This window comes from Sphingomonas sp. C3-2 (genome assembly GCF_033025475.1).
Taxonomy (GTDB): Bacteria; Pseudomonadota; Alphaproteobacteria; order Sphingomonadales; family Sphingomonadaceae; genus Sphingobium_A.
This window is the reverse complement of record NZ_CP130322.1, coordinates 2,463,535-2,478,498: the sequence shown is the minus strand read 5'-3', so window position 1 is coordinate 2,478,498 and position 14,964 is coordinate 2,463,535. Positions and strand designations below refer to the sequence as shown.

Sequence of the window (14,964 nt, the reverse complement as noted above, 5' to 3'; positions counted from 1 at the left end):
TTTAGGCATGTCAGCAAATTAACGCTGCAATTCCGAGACAGTTCCGCGCCTGTCATGAATGGAACCCATTCAGGCAGGAACCGTCGCCTCGTCAAAGAACAAGGCTTGGGCAATCGCTGCCTTTACTGTTGAACGCTGGAAAGGCTTGGTGATCAGGAAGGTCGGCTCTGGCCGCTCGCCGGTCAACAGACGCTCGGGGAAGGCAGTGATGAAGATCACCGGCACCGAGAATTTTTCGAGAATATCCTTCACCGCATCGATGCCACTGCTGTCGTCAGCCAGCTGGATATCGGCAAGGACAAGACCGGGGCGGCGCGCCATTGCCTGTGCCACGGCTTCATCGCGGGTCACCGCAACCCCGGTTACCTCATGCCCCAGATCGCGCACGATCGTCTCAATATCCATCGCGATGATGGGTTCATCCTCGATGATCAAAACCTCAGTACGTGTCTGCCGTTCGATCTCGGTCAGCGCCTCAGCCACCAATGCCTCAACCTGGTCGGGTGCCTCACCGATCAGATAGCTTGCATCCTCGGTCGTGAAGCCTTCCATCGCTGTCAGCAACAGGGCCTGGCGCGCAATCGACGGGATCTTCGCCAGACGCGCCTGCGCAACCGCCTCACCGGCTGCAGCAGCAGCGGCATCATCCACCTCGACCTGCGCCGAATTCCAGATCGCCTGGAAAGTTCGGTAGAGCCCAAGACGGGGATCAACATCACGGGGAAACTGATCGGGCGCACCGACAATGGCTTCCAGCGCAGCGCGTACATAAGCATCCCCGTGAGACTGGCTGCCTGTCAGGGCGCGCGCATAACGACGGAGAAAGGGAAGGTGCGGCGCCAGTTGCTGACCAAGCGACATCGATGAAAAGCTCCTTCAAATGACATATGTGTGGGCGGTCGTCCGCGACTTGGCAACCCCGCCTTGCCATAACCGATGATGGCACCCGACAATGGATTACCCGATGGAACCAACCATCAAGTTTTTGGTTTCATCCCAAGCGGGATTTTGTTCCGCTTCCGTCTTATATTTGATCATCTGACATTTTTCGGCCAGAGAGACAGTGCAGACCAAGCTTAGCAAATTGCGCGTTCAGGGGGATCCACCGCCGGTGCCGTCAACCACGAAGAAACCACAGGGTGATGAAAAGCCGCAGCGCGCGGCCGCAAAAGGCGCGACAAATGCGGCCGCAGGCGGTGAACGCGACCTCGGCAAGGCGTTGCGTACGGTTTATCAAAAGACCGTTGACGAAGCGATTCCGTCCGAAATGCTCGATCTTCTCAGCAAGCTTGGCTGACCCCGCATGGCCGCAGCGAAAGCGAGCGGCACGCGACGTACGCCGCGTATAAATTTCCTCCGCCTGTTCAGAATTTCCCGCCTTTCGACGGGGTTCAAGCTGTTCACTGCACTCAGCCTCGCGCTGTTGCCGCTGGCAATGATTGCCTTTTTTGCAACGCTGCAATCCAGCCGAACCGCCGATCTCGAAAAACAGGCGCAAATGCGCATTGCGCTCAACGAAAGCTCCCGCAAATTATCGGCGACAATCGCCTCGGACATTTCGGCAATCCGTGTCGCGATGGAAGCGATCGAGGTCGACCCCGAAGATCCTTCGATCTGCATGCGGCTATCGAGCATCATGGCGGCACAAGGGGGATCCGCCGCACCCTTTGCGATCTTTGGATCGGGCACCCAGCCTGTCTGCGCGGCGCTGGATTTTTCGGGCACCCGGCCGAGCGCCTTCGGCCTGCGTGAAAGCAGCGCCCCAGAAACCGAATTAACCGAAGACCACCTGAACGTCACCGTGCCGGGCAGCACCAGCCTTCAGGTTGGCAAGCTGATCTACAGCCGCCGCACACTCGCCAACATCGCATCACCTGGCGATTTTGGGCATGATTTCGCGTTGACGCTAATTGGGGACACGGGAAGGCTCGAGATCGCCGATCTGCGTCATCGGCCGACGCTGTCAGGTTATGAGACACTGGCAACTCCCGTGGGAATCACCGGCTTGTCGCTGGAAATGACGCTGTTGCGCGATCCGTTCAGCACCGCCGAACTCGTGGCGATCCTGCTTCCCGTTCTGATGTGGGCGGCAGCCGCCGCAATCGGCTGGCTGGTGGTGGACCGTGTGCTGATCCGGCCTTTGCGGGATCTGGAACGACAGGTTTCCGCCTATCAGCCCGGCACCATCCTCGACCCGCACAGCGATGCCGATTCGGCAGAGGAGCTTCGCCAACTCGGCGAGACCTTTCATACGATCACCCAGATGATTGCCAGCCACGAAGCTGCACTTGCCGACGGCCTGGAAAAGCAGACCAAGCTGACCCGCGAGGTTCATCACCGCGTGAAGAACAATCTTCAGGTGATTGCCAGCCTTATCAACCTGCACGCACGCAGCGCGGAGAGCATGGCTGTATCGCGCGCTTACGCATCCATCCAGCGGCGTGTCGATGCGCTTTCGGTGGTGCACCGCAATCACTTTGCCGAACTCGAGGAAAATCACGGCGTCGAGCTACGCAAGCTGATCGGCGAACTGGCGCAGAACTTGCGCGGATCGGTGCCCGATGGCGAGATCGTGCCCGCGATCAGTATCGATGTGATCCCGTGCTACGCGTCACAGGACATCGCTGTCCCTGTCGCCTTCCTGCTTACCGAATTGATCGAGATCGCGATGGAGTGCATGCCCGGGGCGCCCATCACAATCAATCTGCAGATCGGCGAAGGCGAGATCGCCCAGCTTGGCATCATATCAGAAGCGTTTGTTATGTGCGAAGCGCTCGAAGCGCGGCTCAACGGCAGGTTCGGGCGGATTCTTCAAGGTTTGTCCCGGCAGCTGCGTTCCCCGCTCGATCATGATCAACAGATTGGTCGGTTCGCGATTGAGCTACCCGTGAAGCTACTCAGCACCGCTTACTGAGCAATTTCTCCACATCTGCGCGGGCGTTTCCTACTCTCCAAAAAAATTTCGACGAGTTGCGGAACCAAGGCCTGCACGCAGTGTTCTGTTATTCGGATAGTGACCTTTTGCCCCCCCGCTCTCGCTATCCAAGACAAGGGCCCGGACATGCCAACCCCCTCCCCCCCGGTGGCATGTTCGGGCCTCATTGATTCTGGGGAGGTGGATCATTTCGGTCCGCATCCTTCGCCGGGGACTTGCGTGGCCGATGCCCGCAGTCCTAGGCTGCGCAGCACATATTTGATCCGGAGATAATTCATGGTTCGCAAATGCCTGGCCTTGGCGCTTATCGCAGGGACGCTGATGGTTTCGGCCTGCAATACCGTGCAGGGCGTTGGTGACGACATCAAGTCGGTGGGTCGCGCGGGCGAACGCGCTGTCAACTGACCAATCGGCTGTATTTCTACGGTCGCGACAGGGCGGGGGGAACCCCGCCCTTTTCTTTTTGCTCAGTCCTCGACGGCCACGATCGCGCGTTTTCGCCGTTTTTCGGTGAACCAGATCGCGACCAGCGTCATTTCGTAAAGCAGGATCAGCGGGATCGCGAGCATCAGTTGCGACACGACATCAGGCGGGGTGAATACCGCCGCGATAATGAACGCCACGACGATCATGTAACGCCGGGCACCAACAAGCTGGCTGCGCGTAACGACGCCGGCACGCTCCATCAACATCAGCAGAACGGGCGTGAGAAAGGCGATCCCGAACGCCATCACGAACTGCATGATGAATGACAGATAGTTGCCGACTGCAGGCAAGGCCTCTTGCTGGATACCGCCCAGATCCCCCTGGAAGCCGAGCAGGAAACGCAGCGCCACCGGCACCGCGAAATAATAGGCAAGCGCCGCACCGGCACAGAATAATAGCGGCGTCGCCAGCAGGAACGGTAACAACGCCCGCTTTTCCTGACGGTACAAACCGGGTGCAACGAACTGCCAAAGCTGCGACGCGATCACGGGAAAGGCGAGCATCGCAGCCGCAAAGAATGCGACCTTCACTTGGACGAAGAAAGCCTCGAACACCTGCGTGTAGATGATCTTGCCCTGCCCCGCCGCCACCAGCGGCTGGACGAGGAAAGAAAATATCTCGCGCGCGAAATAGAAGCAGACGAAAAAGCCGAGAAGCAGAGCCGCGACCGACCAGAGCAGGCGCTGACGCAATTCGATCAGATGCTCGAGCAGGGGCGCGCGGCTGTCGTCGATATCCTTCATCGCGCCTTTTCCTGGTCGTTGCCGGGCGCATCCGGTTCAAGTCCGAAATCCAATTGCCCTGCCGAAGAAGGTTCCGGCTTGATCTCCGGCTTCTCGGTCAATGTCGGAGGCGGAGGCGTATCCTCGCCCGCCGCCGTGCCCGACGTCGAGGGACGCGGTCCCGGCTCGGGCAATATCGATGCATTCGGAGCAGCGGACTGGCCTGCAGTGCCTTCCACCACCGGGCCTTCGGGCTGAACGGGATGCTCGCGCATGATCCGCTCATTTTCCTTGGCCCATTTCTTTTCCATTTCCTCGAGCTCGGCTTCGCGCACCATCGCGTCGAAACCGGTTCGGAAATGGCGGGCCATACCGCGCACCCGGCCAACCCAATAACCCACCGTGCGCATCGCCTTGGGCAGATCCTTGGGGCCAATCACCAGCAGCGCGACGATCGCGCACAACAACAATTCGGTCGGAGCGATGTCGAACATGCCGTACTGCTAGTCCTGATGGTTCAAGGCTTTAAAAGGCAATGGCGATCAGTTCGCAGGGCGATCATCACCCGCAGGGCGCTTTTCGCGTTCCGGCGTGACGTCGATCGGCGTCTGGTTTTCAATCCGCGATTGCGGACGAGCGGCCTCGTCTTCCTCAGCCATGCCCTTCTTGAAGCTTTTAATGCCCTTTGCCACGTCGCCCATCATGTCGGAGAAGCGGCCCTTTCCAAAGAGCAACAGCACGACGATGCCGACAACGAGCCAATGCCACAGGCTCAGACCACCCATAAAATTTCTCCCAATTCACAAAACCTTGTTCAGGTGCGCCTTTGCTACGGTTTCGTGCAGAATTGATGACAGACCATCTATTTAATCGGTATCGTCCGAGCTTTCCAGATCAAGCTCAGCCATGGCGAGATCGACGGGATCTAGCAACCCTGCGGCACGCAAATCATCGATTCCCGGCAGATCGCGCCGACTGGCGAGCCCAAAATGGCTGAGAAAATCGGCGGTCGTGGCATAGATGAGCGGACGGCCCGGCACCTCGCGCCGTCCCGCCGGCTTCACCCAGCCCGCCTCCATCAGCACATCAAGCGTCCCTTTTGATATCTGGACACCGCGAATGGCCTCTATCTCGGCGCGGCTGACCGGCTCGTGATAAACGATGATCGCCAGTGTCTCGATCGCCGCGCGGCTCAGCTTTCGCGGCTCCTCGCGCGAACGCCGCAACAAATGCGACATGTCGGCTGCGGTCTGAAAATGCCAGCGCCCGCCGCGTTCGACCAGCTCAATGCCCCGTCCGGCATAGTCCTGTTGCAGGCGACCAAGCGCGCGCTTAACCTCGTTCCCCTGCCCGACAAAGAGCTGAATCTCGGAAAGCGCGAGCGGCTGCTCCGAAGCGAACAACACCGCTTCGACCGCGCGCAGGATATCGTCGGGCGGGTTCATGCGGTTCCCCTCACATATAAGGGCGCGAACACCCCGTCCTGCCGCAGCGCGACCCGCCCTTGCTTGGCCAGTTCAAGCGCCGCCAGAAAACTCGATGCCAGTGCCGAGCGCCGCAGTTGCGGATCGGCCCCGTCCGGCAGGAACTGTTCGATCGCGATCCAGTCGATCCGTTCGCCGAGCAGACGTTCGACACGCTCGAGTGCTTCCTCCAGCGTCATCACCGCGCGGCGCTGGACGTGATGGAACACCGGCACACTACGCGCCTTCACCGCGCCATAGGCCGAAATCAGATCATAGAGGTTCGCCTGCCACAAATGGGTGCGGACCGTGCGCAGCCCTTCGGGCGCGGCGCGGACAAAGACGTCGCGTCCCAGCCGATCGCGCCCGACCAGCCGCGCGCCCGCCTCGCGCATCGCGTTGAGCCGCTGGAGGCGCAATTGCAGGCGGAGCGCGAGTTCTTCCGGGCTGGGATCGACCGTTGGATCGCGCGGTAGGAGCAAGCAGGATTTGAGATAGGCGAGCCAGGCGGCCATCACGAGATAATCGGCGGCGATCTCGAGCTTGAGCGCCTTCGCCTCGTTCAGGAAATCGAGATATTGTTCGACGAGCGCGAGGATCGAGATTTCGCGCAGATCGACCTTCTGAACGCGCGCGAGCGTGAGCAGAAGGTCGAGCGGGCCTTCCCAGCTGTGCAGTCTCAGGTTGAGCCGTTCGGGCCCGGCTTGCGGCAGTTCCTCTTCTGAAAAGAGTTCGCCGTTCATGCGTAGGACAGCAGCGCGTCGCGTCGGGCGACCAGCGCGGCGAGATCGCCCTGCGGATCGGGAGTGAGGCTGGCCATCGCCCGATCGAGCCGCGCGCGCGATTCGGGGCGGATATCGTCAAGGCTGTTGGCGATATCGATCATCTCGTCCATCCGCGCCCAGCAATCGAGCGCAAGATCGCAGCCCGCCGCAACCGCAGCGGCCGCCTTTTCGCCCGCGGTGCCCGCCAGCGCCTTCATATCGATATCGTCAGTCATTAGCAGACCATCGAACCCGATCCGATCGCGGATAATGTCGTTGATCACGATCGGCGAGATGGTAGCGGGACGATCCGGATCCCATGCCTTGTAGATAATGTGCGCGCTCATCGCCATCGGCGCGTCCTTGAGCGCAATGAAGGGCGCAAGATCAGCCTCGAGCGCCTCGGCATCGGCATCCACCACCGGGAGCTTCAGATGGCTGTCGACCAGCGCGCGGCCATGGCCCGGCATGTGCTTGACCACCCCGACACAGCCCCCGCGGCGCAACCCGTCAAGCACGGCGCGGCCAAGCGCCGCGACACGCATCGGATCGGAGCCGAAGGAACGATCCCCGATCACGTCCGAGGCGCCTTCCTGCCGGACATCGAGCAATGGCAGGCAATCAACGGTGACCCCGACCTCCGCCAGCGTCAGCGCAAGCGCCTGCGCATTGGCGCGGGCGGCCTCGATCGCGGAGACGGGCGCCACATCATAGAGCGCGCCGAAGGGCGCCCCGGCGGCAGGAAATTCGGGCCATTCGGGCGGGCGCATCCGTGCGACCCGGCCGCCTTCCTGATCGATCAGGATCGGCAGATCGGCGCGCCCGTCGATGGCGCGCAGCGAATCGGTGAGACGGCGCAACTGTGCGCGATCGGCGCAGTTGCGTTTGAACAGGATATAGCCGGCGGGCCGGGCTTCCGCGAAGAAGCTGCGTTCATTGGCGCTGAGTTCGAGGCCCTCAAGACCGTAGATAACCGGCTTCATCGCAATCCTAAACCTTCATATTCATGGGCCGGAATCAGGCCGCGCCGTCAATTGGTGGCGATCAGGCAGCTTTCGCCCGCCACCTTCAAGCGGCCGCACAGATCGGCAGCCTGCGCATCGGTGCCGGCATTGGCGCGCAGGCGATAGAGCGTCTTGTCCTCAAGCTTTACCGCGACGATCGACTTTTCGAGCGGGGCCAGGAACTGGAAGCGCTTGATCATCCGGTTCCACGCGGCATTGGCGCTCGATTCATTGGCATAGGCGCCGAGCTGGATCAGCGAGCCGCCCTGACGCGCGCCCACCGGACGGGGCATCGATGCAGCAGCCGAGGCGCTTGCAGGCTTGGGCAGACGCCCCCCTTCGGCCACGCGCGCGGTTGCCACCGGGGCAGCCTCGGTCGTTTCAACCGCACCCTTGATCACAGTGCCCTGCACGGGCGCTTCGGGCAGCGCGCTGGTGTCGATCAGACCGGTTGCCTCGGCACCGGCGCTGGTGGCAAAGGCAGCATCGCCGCGCCCCTCGACATCCATGCCGCCCGGTTCCTCGGGCTTTACTTTGTACGGGCCCGGCTGCGCCTGAATGAGCGAGCCATCGCCGCCGGTGCCGACGGCACGATTCTTCACCCACCAGACACCGGCAATCACGACGCCCAGCGCGACGAGGGCGGCAATTACGCCGCCCGCCATCTTCATCGTCGATCCACCGCGATCGGCCTCGAATTCACCAACAGCCTCGAGCCAGGGCAAGCGGTCCTCGTCCCTGAGATCCAGCCCGCCCCGCTGCATATTGCCCATCACTGCATCTCCTCGACGGCGGCCACCCCCATGATCGCCAGGCCGTTGCGGATAACCTGCCCGATCGCGTTGGCGAGGAAAAGCCTCGCACAGGTGATCGGCGCATTGTCTGCGACGAGGAAGCGGCGTTCGGGCCGATCATTGCCCATATTCCACAGCGAGTGGAATGCGGCCGCCAGATCGAACAGGTAGAAGGCGACGCGGTGCGGTTCGCGAGCGAGCGCGGCGCTTTCCACGATGCGCGGGAACTGCGCCGCGAGCTTCACCACCGCGAGTTCATCGGCGTCGAGCAGATCGAGATCGGCGCTGGTGCAGGTGATCCCCGCCTCGGCGGCCTTGCGGTTCACCGAACGGATACGCGCATGCGCATATTGGACGTAGAAGACGGGATTGTCCTTCGACGCCTCGACCACCTTGGCGAAGTCGAAATCCATCTGCGCATCCGCCTTGCGGGTGAGCATGGTGAAGCGCACCACATCCTTGCCCACTTCGCGCACGACATCGGCCAATGTCACAAAATTGCCCGAGCGCTTCGACATCTTCACCGGTTCGCCCGCGCGCAGCAGGCGGACCATCTGAACGAGCTTCACGTCGAAGCGCGTCTTGCCCTCGGTAAGCGCGGCGACAGCGGCCTGAATGCGCTTCACGGTGCCGGCATGATCGGCGCCCCAGATGTCGATCAGCTGATCGGCGTTCTGCGCCTTCTGGAAGTGATAGGCGAGATCGGCGCCGAAATAGGTCCACTGGCCGGTCGACTTCTTGATCGGGCGATCCTGATCGTCGCCAAACTGGGTCGAGCGGAAGAGCGGCAGTTCGACCGGCTCCCAATCCTCGGGCGTTTCGCCCTTGGGCGCTTCGAGCACGCCGTCATAGACAAGACCGCGTTCGCGCAGCCACGCCTCGGCCGCCTCGGGCTTGCCTGCGGCCTGAAGCTCGGCCTCGGACGAGAAGAGATCGTGATGGATGCCAAGCAGCGCGAGATCGTCCTTGATCATCACGATCATCGCGGCAACGGCGCGGGTACGGAACAGCGCGAGCCAATCGGCCTCCGGCGCGCTTACATAGCGATCGCCAAATTCCGCGGCGAGCGCCTTGCCAACGGGCACCAGATATTCGCCCGGATAAAGCCCCTCGGGGATCGCCCCGACATCCTCGCCCAGTGCCTCGCGGTAGCGCAGATGGGTCGAGCGCGCGAGCACATCGACCTGGCCGCCGGCATCGTTGACATAATATTCGCGGATGACCTTGTGGCCGGCATATTCGAGCAGCGACGACAGCGCATCGCCCACCACCGCACCCCGGCAATGGCCCATGTGCATCGGGCCGGTGGGGTTGGCCGAGACATATTCGACATTGACGGTAACGCCCTGCCCCAACGCCGAGCGGCCATAATCATCGCCGTCCTTGTCGATCGCGCGCAATTCGTCGCGCCAGGTGTCTTCGGTCAGACGCAGGTTGATGAAGCCCGGCCCGGCAATCTCGGCGCTGGCCACTTCGGGAAGCGCGCCAAGGCCCTTAACGAGCTTTTCGGCGAGCGCGCGCGGATTGGTCTTGGCAGGCTTTGCCAGCACCATCGCGGCGTTGGTCGCCAGATCGCCGTGCGAGGCATCGCGCGGCGGTTCAACCGTCACATTCTTGCGATCGAGACCGGCCGGCAGTTCGCCTGCGGCAACAAGTGTGTCGAGCACCGCGTCGATGTGCGCGGCGAAACGGGCGTAAAGGGTCACGTCTGCTATCCGGTTTCAAAATCGGGAAAGCTGCGGCTTTAGAGCATCGCTCGCGGGATTTGAAGGAGCGCGCGTCGCTTTATCTCCAAGGGGCACCGCGCCGCCTGTCTCTTGCGCATACGCCTCGCTGCGTCGCTGCACCGCACACAAGACGATGAAAGGGCAAAGGAAATTTAGAAACACCCAATGATCTCGGAAAATAGGCGTTGGAACACTACGCAAAACGATTGAGAATCTTGCAACTGGCGCTGCATTTTTTGCGTTTGCGAGATAATGGTGCAGAGCAACATAAATGACGTCGATGAAGGATGTCGACAGCCGGGTTCGCGGATCGACATTCCAGCAATGGAGACTATCGATGCGCACGCTGCTTATCGCCACCGCCGCCGCCGCTGTTGCGGCTTCTGCTCCCGCCGCCGCCGAAACCCGTTTCGAGCATGACGGCTACACCTATGTCTACAAGGCCGAAGCCAAGGGCGATCGCCAGGTTGTTTCGGGCCGCCGCTTTCCCGGCAACGCGCCCTTCCGCCTCGTCGTGCGTGGCGACAAGGTCAGCGGCACCTCGAACGGCGTGCCGGTCTCGTTCCGCACCGCCCAGGTCGAACGCCTTGTCGGCGTCGACAAGCAGGTTGTTGCTGCGGACTGATCCTTCAGGCGGCACGGCCTGAGGCCCGCCGCCCGAGCAGGCGCCCCAACATTCAAAGGCCCATTCCGGCATACGCCGGGATGGGCCTGCCTGTATCTGGCTTTAGCGCTTTCAGATTTTCAGCGCCTCAGAACCCCTCGGGCAGCGCCACTTCGCCCACCAGTTCGCGGTAGCGGGCGACCGCATAACGATCGGTCATGCCCGCGATGAAATCGGCGATATGGCGGCTGCGCGCGGGCTCCGCCTCGGGCAGCGCCGCGCGCCAATCCTCGGGCAGCAGGCGGGGATCATCGGCATAGGCAGCGAACACCCCGGCGACGATCCGGCGCGCGAAATCGGCGGCGGCCAGTTGGGCGGGATGGTGATAGAGATTGGCGTACATGAACGCCTTCAGCCCGCGTTCGGCCTCGCGCATCGCGTCGGAAAAACGCACCAGCGCGCGCCCTGCGGCACGCACATCCTCGACCGTCTCGACAGCCGATTCGGCGATGCAGCGCCGGGTTTCGTCGAGCAGATCATTGACCATCCGGCCGATCTGCGAGCGGACAAGCTCGGACCGCAACCGATCGGGCGCACGGCCGCCGCAGCGCGCCTGCACATCGGCCCAACCCTCGGCCACCATCGGCACCGCCATCAGTTGATCAAGCGTCAACAGCCCCGCGCGTATCCCGTCGTCGATATCGTGATTATCATAGGCGATATCGTCGGCGAGCGCGGCGATCTGCGCCTCGATCGAGGCATGGCTGGTGAGATCGAGCGGGAATTCGGCATCAGCCTCGCGCATCGCCCAGCCGGGTTCGTAGATCGGGCCGTTATGCTTGGCGAGACCTTCGAGCGTTTCCCAGCTGAGATTGAGGCCATCCCAATGCGGATAGGGCATTTCGAGGCGCATCAGCGTGCGCAGCGTCTGCGCATTGTGATCGAAGCCCCCCGCCCCCGCGAGCGCGGCTTCGAGCGCATCCTCGCCCGCATGACCGAAGGGCGGATGACCGATATCGTGCGCCAGGCACAGCGCCTCGGTCAGATCCTCGTTGACGCCCAGCGCACGCGCAATCGCGCGGCCGATCTGCGCCACTTCAAGGCTGTGCGTCAGCCGGACACGGAAATGATCGCCATCGGGCGCGAGGAAGACCTGCGTCTTGTGGCGCAGTCGGCGAAAGGCGATCGAGTGGATGATCCGATCACGATCACGCTGGAACGCATCGCGCGGTCCACGGGCCGCGCCGCCCGGTTCGGCATGCAACCGGCCGCGGCTCTGCGCCGGATGACAGGCATAGGGCGCAAGCGTCATTTCGCCGGGAACTTTTCCACGGCCTCACCCGCCGCACTCGACCAGACGAAGCCGTCGACCTTGGCATTGTCGAGGAAATCGCGCGCCGCCTTGGCGGTGGCGAACGGCCCGATCAGCAGGCGGTTCGACTTGCCATAATCGGCGGTCCATACGCCCTTGCCCTTGAACGCGACCGGTGCCTTTTTCACCAGCCGATCATAATCACGCGCGAGCGCGGCCTTGTCCGCCCCGGTCAGGATCTGCGCCCAGAGGCGCGCAGGCTCGGCCTTTTTGGGGTCGACCTTGGGTTTCTTCTCGGCAGGCTTTTCGGGCGCCTTCTTGACCGGTGGCTTCTTCGCGTCGGGCTTGGGGTCGGTGGGTTTGGCTGCCGGCTTGGCGGCCGGTTTCGGCGCGGGCTTGGCCTCGACCGGCTTGGGCGGGACGGCGGCAGGCCGCGCTTCCTGCGCGGCGGCGACGGCATTGGCCTCGCGCGCCGAAGCGGGGCGCGGCGGCGCGACGATCACCGGCGTTTCCAGCTCCAGCGAGCCGACGATCGCGGCAAGGCGGCTCGACGCGGCGGCGGTGGCGGCGGGCGAAGGCTTTGCACCCGGACGTGCCATCAGCACGCCCTGCGTATCGGCCTTGAGCACGGGCGCGGGTGGTGCGCCGCTCGGCGTTTCCGACGCCGCCAGCCGTGCATTTTGCTGCGCCGCCGTGACCGAGGCGAGGCTGCCCCGGCCACGCGACGTGCGTTCGCGCCCGGTGACGCGCGTCTGCGCGGCGGCGGGTGCGGTGGTTCGTGCCGGCGGCGCGGGCGAGGTCGGCGCGGCATCGTTCTGCGCGTAGAGCAATCCGCCCGAGCGGCCATCGGAGGGCATATGGCCGAAATGCACGGCCGCCGCCTTTTGCGCGGGGGTGAGCCCGGGCAGTTTGGCAAAGAAGGGCGCCATCGGACGCGCGAGATTGCCGGGCATCACCTGCCGCGCGACGTTGTTCGCCTGTTCGGTATCGCCCGACAGCGCGAGGATGAACGCGCGGACGCGCCAAGCGGCCTTGTCCTGCTTGTAGAGCAGCGGCTCGATCAGCTTGAGCGCCTGATCACGCTCGCCCGAAATCGCGTGCGACAGCGCAAGCCGACGGACGACTTCGGGGTCGTTTTCCTGCTTGAGCGCCAGCGCATAATCGCGCTGGGCGCGGCGCTGATCGCCGCGCAGATCATAGGCCAGCCCGCGATCGCCCGCGATCCTGGCTTCGGACATGCCGTAATCCACCGCCAGATCGAACAGGCGCAGCGCATCACGCGGCTTTTCGAGCATCAGCAGCGCCCGGCCGAACCCGGCCTTGGCGCGCGGATTGCGCGGATCGATTTCCTCGACCCGGCCGAAAAAGCCGATCGCGCCATTGGGATCGTCAAGCTCGAGCGCCGCCTCGCCCGCGCCCAGCAGCGCCCGCAGATTCTGCGGACTGGTCGACAATGTGTTGAGATGATCGGAAAGCGCCCGCCCCGCCATCTCCGGCGTCGTGGTCTGGGCCGGGAGCGCCACGGGGGCAGCGCTGATCAGAAGAACGGGAAGCAGCACCCGCAAACGGCAAAATCGGGAATAGGTCATCGCGGGCAGCTATATCCCCTCACCAAGGCAACCGCACCTGAACGGCGCCCCCTGAAAACGCCGAGACGGTGCCAACCGGGGCTGAGCCGGCGGCACCGTCCCGAAATCGCATCACACCTTACTGGTTGTTCTGGCGATTGAGGAAGCGCGGAATATCGAGCGGATCGGTACGACCGGCGGCCTGATCTTCAGGTGCCTTGGCCGCGCCGCGCGCGATGTTCGACATGCGTTCGAACAGCGTGCCGCCACCGGTCGACACGCGCGGAGCGCGTTCCTCGGGCTGGCCACCGAGCGACCAGCCGGGCTTGGCGGCGGGTTCGGGCGCCTCGACCTTAAGTTCCAGCGGTTCTTCGGCCGGCTCGACGATCCGGGCGCTGTCGAGCAGAAGCTCGTCGGCCTCGGCTGCGGGTTCCTCGACGCGCGGTGCTTCGAGCACCGGCTCGGGTGCCTTGGCAACAGGCTCGGGCGCCTCGACCACGGGGGTCGGTTCGGGTGCCGGTGCAGGTGCTGCCTTTTCGGGCTGCGCGGTGCTGCGCGCGTTGGGGAAGGCGAAGACGCGAGCGGGTTCGGGCTGGTTCGAGGTTTCGGCCTCGATACCGGTGGCCACGACCGAGACGCGAATCTTGCCGTCGAGATTGTTGTTGAACGCCGAACCCCAGATGATGTTCGCATCGGGATCGACGAGTTCCTTGATGTGGTTCGCCGCTTCGTCGACTTCCATCAGGCGCATGTCTTCGCCGCCGGTGATCGAGATGATGACGCCCTTGGCGCCCTTCATCGACACGCCGTCGAGCAGCGGGTTGGCAATCGCCTTTTCGGCGGCCTCGATCGCACGGCCATCGCCTTCGGCTTCGCCGGTGCCCATCATCGCCTTGCCCATCTCGCTCATCACCGAACGGACGTCGGCAAAGTCGAGGTTGATGAGGCCAGGCATGACCATGAGGTCGGTGATCCCGCGCACGCCCTGTTGCAGAACCTCGTCCGCCATCTGGAACGCTTCCTTGAAGGTCGTGTTCGCATTGGCGATCAGGAACAGATTCTGGTTGGGGATGACGATCAGCGTGTCGACATGCTTTTGCAGCTCGGCAATGCCCGCTTCCGCCGACTTCATGCGGCGCGCGCCTTCGAAGCTGAACGGCTTGGTAACGACGCCCACGGTCAGGATGCCGCGATCGCGCGCGGCCTTGGCGATCACCGGCGCCGCCCCCGTGCCGGTACCACCGCCCATGCCCGCCGCAACGAAGCACATATGTGCACCGTCAAGCGCGCGCTCGATCTGCTCGAGCGTTTCTTCGGCGGCCGCACGGCCGATTTCGGGACGCGAGCCTGCGCCCAGACCCTGGGTGATCTTGAGACCCAGCTGGATACGACGTTCCGCGACCGACGCGTTGAGCGCCTGCGCGTCGGTGTTGGCGACGATGAAATCGACGCCCTGAACCTGACTTGCCATCATGTTGGCGATGGCGTTCCCGCCCGCGCCGCCTACGCCAATAACGCTGATGCGAGGGCGCAGTTCATCGACCTCGGGCGGCATGAATTCGATGCTCATTTACCTATCTCCCCA

At 63.3% G+C, this 14,964-nt stretch carries 16 protein-coding genes; 4 read left to right on the top strand and 12 right to left on the bottom strand.

What is annotated here, in order from left to right; translation table 11 throughout:
* Nucleotides 1–69: 69 nt before the first annotated feature.
* Complete coding sequence (locus QYC26_RS11940; RefSeq protein WP_317512449.1) at nucleotides 70–861, bottom strand: response regulator; 792 nt, start codon at nucleotides 859–861, stop codon at nucleotides 70–72.
* Between the two features lie 202 nt (nucleotides 862–1,063).
* Here QYC26_RS11940 and QYC26_RS11935 point away from each other — a divergent pair, with 202 nt between their 5' ends.
* The 3 genes from QYC26_RS11935 to QYC26_RS11925 all read left to right on the top strand — a co-directional run bounded on the left by QYC26_RS11935 (nucleotide 1,064) and on the right by QYC26_RS11925 (nucleotide 3,340).
* Nucleotides 1,064–1,297 (top strand): NepR family anti-sigma factor, encoded by a 234-nt coding sequence (locus QYC26_RS11935; protein WP_317512448.1) that lies wholly within the window; start codon nucleotides 1,064–1,066, stop codon nucleotides 1,295–1,297.
* A 201-nt stretch (nucleotides 1,298–1,498) separates the two neighbouring features.
* Complete coding sequence (locus QYC26_RS11930; protein WP_317512447.1) at nucleotides 1,499–2,914, top strand: sensor histidine kinase; 1,416 nt, start codon at nucleotides 1,499–1,501, stop codon at nucleotides 2,912–2,914.
* Between the two features lie 297 nt (nucleotides 2,915–3,211).
* On the top strand, nucleotides 3,212–3,340 hold the full coding sequence (locus QYC26_RS11925) for an Entericidin EcnA/B family protein (protein WP_317512446.1): 129 nt from the start codon (nucleotides 3,212–3,214) through the stop codon (nucleotides 3,338–3,340).
* Between the two features lie 62 nt (nucleotides 3,341–3,402).
* On the opposite strand, the gene tatC is transcribed toward QYC26_RS11925, so the two are convergent.
* The 8 genes from tatC to argS all read right to left on the bottom strand — a co-directional run bounded on the left by tatC (nucleotide 3,403) and on the right by argS (nucleotide 9,874).
* The gene (gene tatC, locus QYC26_RS11920) at nucleotides 3,403–4,164 is read right to left on the bottom strand and encodes a twin-arginine translocase subunit TatC (protein WP_317512445.1); all 762 of its coding nucleotides are present in this window, start codon (nucleotides 4,162–4,164) and stop codon (nucleotides 3,403–3,405) included.
* A complete protein-coding gene (gene tatB / locus QYC26_RS11915) occupies nucleotides 4,161–4,637 on the bottom strand; it encodes a Sec-independent protein translocase protein TatB (protein ID WP_317512444.1) in 477 nt (158 codons plus the stop codon). Before tatB ends, tatC begins: the two co-directional genes overlap by 4 nt.
* A 48-nt stretch (nucleotides 4,638–4,685) precedes the next feature.
* Nucleotides 4,686–4,928 (bottom strand): twin-arginine translocase TatA/TatE family subunit, encoded by a 243-nt coding sequence (locus QYC26_RS11910; RefSeq protein ID WP_317512443.1) that lies wholly within the window; start codon nucleotides 4,926–4,928, stop codon nucleotides 4,686–4,688.
* Between the two features lie 81 nt (nucleotides 4,929–5,009).
* Nucleotides 5,010–5,588 (bottom strand): SMC-Scp complex subunit ScpB, encoded by a 579-nt coding sequence (scpB, locus tag QYC26_RS11905; RefSeq protein WP_317512442.1) that lies wholly within the window; start codon nucleotides 5,586–5,588, stop codon nucleotides 5,010–5,012.
* Entirely contained in the window at nucleotides 5,585–6,349 is a 765-nt protein-coding gene (locus tag QYC26_RS11900; protein WP_317512441.1) for a ScpA family protein, read from the bottom strand. Before QYC26_RS11900 ends, scpB begins: the two co-directional genes overlap by 4 nt.
* A complete protein-coding gene (gene nagZ / locus QYC26_RS11895) occupies nucleotides 6,346–7,353 on the bottom strand; it encodes a beta-N-acetylhexosaminidase (RefSeq protein WP_317512440.1) in 1,008 nt (335 codons plus the stop codon). The genes QYC26_RS11900 and nagZ overlap by 4 nt, the downstream gene beginning before the upstream one ends.
* A 47-nt stretch (nucleotides 7,354–7,400) precedes the next feature.
* The gene (locus tag QYC26_RS11890; protein ID WP_317512439.1) at nucleotides 7,401–8,147 is read right to left on the bottom strand and encodes an SPOR domain-containing protein; all 747 of its coding nucleotides are present in this window, start codon (nucleotides 8,145–8,147) and stop codon (nucleotides 7,401–7,403) included.
* Nucleotides 8,147–9,874, bottom strand: a complete 1,728-nt coding sequence (gene argS, locus QYC26_RS11885) for an arginine--tRNA ligase (protein WP_317512438.1) — start codon at nucleotides 9,872–9,874, stop codon at nucleotides 8,147–8,149. Before argS ends, QYC26_RS11890 begins: the two co-directional genes overlap by 1 nt.
* Before the next feature lie 292 nt (nucleotides 9,875–10,166).
* On the opposite strand from argS, the gene QYC26_RS11880 reads away from it, so the two are divergent.
* Nucleotides 10,167–10,520, top strand: coding sequence for a hypothetical protein (locus tag QYC26_RS11880; RefSeq protein WP_317512437.1), 354 nt, complete (start codon nucleotides 10,167–10,169; stop codon nucleotides 10,518–10,520).
* Nucleotides 10,521–10,647: 127 nt separating this feature from the next.
* Here the strand turns inward: QYC26_RS11880 and QYC26_RS11875 are convergent, their stop codons facing one another.
* From QYC26_RS11875 to ftsZ, 3 genes are all read right to left on the bottom strand, one after another.
* Nucleotides 10,648–11,811: a deoxyguanosinetriphosphate triphosphohydrolase gene (locus QYC26_RS11875; RefSeq protein ID WP_317512436.1), complete on the bottom strand. Its 1,164-nt coding sequence runs from the start codon at nucleotides 11,809–11,811 to the stop codon at nucleotides 10,648–10,650.
* The gene (locus QYC26_RS11870; protein WP_317512435.1) at nucleotides 11,808–13,400 is read right to left on the bottom strand and encodes a tetratricopeptide repeat protein; all 1,593 of its coding nucleotides are present in this window, start codon (nucleotides 13,398–13,400) and stop codon (nucleotides 11,808–11,810) included. The genes QYC26_RS11875 and QYC26_RS11870 overlap by 4 nt, the downstream gene beginning before the upstream one ends.
* Before the next feature lie 118 nt (nucleotides 13,401–13,518).
* Nucleotides 13,519–14,949 (bottom strand): cell division protein FtsZ, encoded by a 1,431-nt coding sequence (gene ftsZ, locus QYC26_RS11865; protein WP_317512434.1) that lies wholly within the window; start codon nucleotides 14,947–14,949, stop codon nucleotides 13,519–13,521.
* Between the last annotated feature and the right edge of the window lie 15 nt (nucleotides 14,950–14,964).

What these genes read in the sequence shown, in the direction of transcription:
- QYC26_RS11940 (WP_317512449.1), bottom strand. Translation starts at nt 861, where the DNA reads ATGTCGCTTGGTCAGCAACTGGCGCCGCACCTTCCCTTTCTCCGTCGT.
- QYC26_RS11930 (WP_317512447.1), top strand. Translation starts at nt 1,499, where the DNA reads ATGCGCATTGCGCTCAACGAAAGCTCCCGCAAATTATCGGCGACAATC.
- QYC26_RS11925 (WP_317512446.1), top strand. Translation starts at nt 3,212, where the DNA reads ATGGTTCGCAAATGCCTGGCCTTGGCGCTTATCGCAGGGACGCTGATG.
- tatC (WP_317512445.1), bottom strand. Translation starts at nt 4,164, where the DNA reads ATGAAGGATATCGACGACAGCCGCGCGCCCCTGCTCGAGCATCTGATC.
- tatB (WP_317512444.1), bottom strand. Translation starts at nt 4,637, where the DNA reads ATGTTCGACATCGCTCCGACCGAATTGTTGTTGTGCGCGATCGTCGCG.
- QYC26_RS11910 (WP_317512443.1), bottom strand. Translation starts at nt 4,928, where the DNA reads ATGGGTGGTCTGAGCCTGTGGCATTGGCTCGTTGTCGGCATCGTCGTG.
- scpB (WP_317512442.1), bottom strand. Translation starts at nt 5,588, where the DNA reads ATGAACCCGCCCGACGATATCCTGCGCGCGGTCGAAGCGGTGTTGTTC.
- QYC26_RS11900 (WP_317512441.1), bottom strand. Translation starts at nt 6,349, where the DNA reads ATGAACGGCGAACTCTTTTCAGAAGAGGAACTGCCGCAAGCCGGGCCC.
- nagZ (WP_317512440.1), bottom strand. Translation starts at nt 7,353, where the DNA reads ATGAAGCCGGTTATCTACGGTCTTGAGGGCCTCGAACTCAGCGCCAAT.
- QYC26_RS11890 (WP_317512439.1), bottom strand. Translation starts at nt 8,147, where the DNA reads ATGGGCAATATGCAGCGGGGCGGGCTGGATCTCAGGGACGAGGACCGC.
- QYC26_RS11880 (WP_317512437.1), top strand. Translation starts at nt 10,167, where the DNA reads ATGACGTCGATGAAGGATGTCGACAGCCGGGTTCGCGGATCGACATTC.
- QYC26_RS11875 (WP_317512436.1), bottom strand. Translation starts at nt 11,811, where the DNA reads ATGACGCTTGCGCCCTATGCCTGTCATCCGGCGCAGAGCCGCGGCCGG.
- QYC26_RS11870 (WP_317512435.1), bottom strand. Translation starts at nt 13,400, where the DNA reads ATGACCTATTCCCGATTTTGCCGTTTGCGGGTGCTGCTTCCCGTTCTT.
- ftsZ (WP_317512434.1), bottom strand. Translation starts at nt 14,949, where the DNA reads ATGAGCATCGAATTCATGCCGCCCGAGGTCGATGAACTGCGCCCTCGC.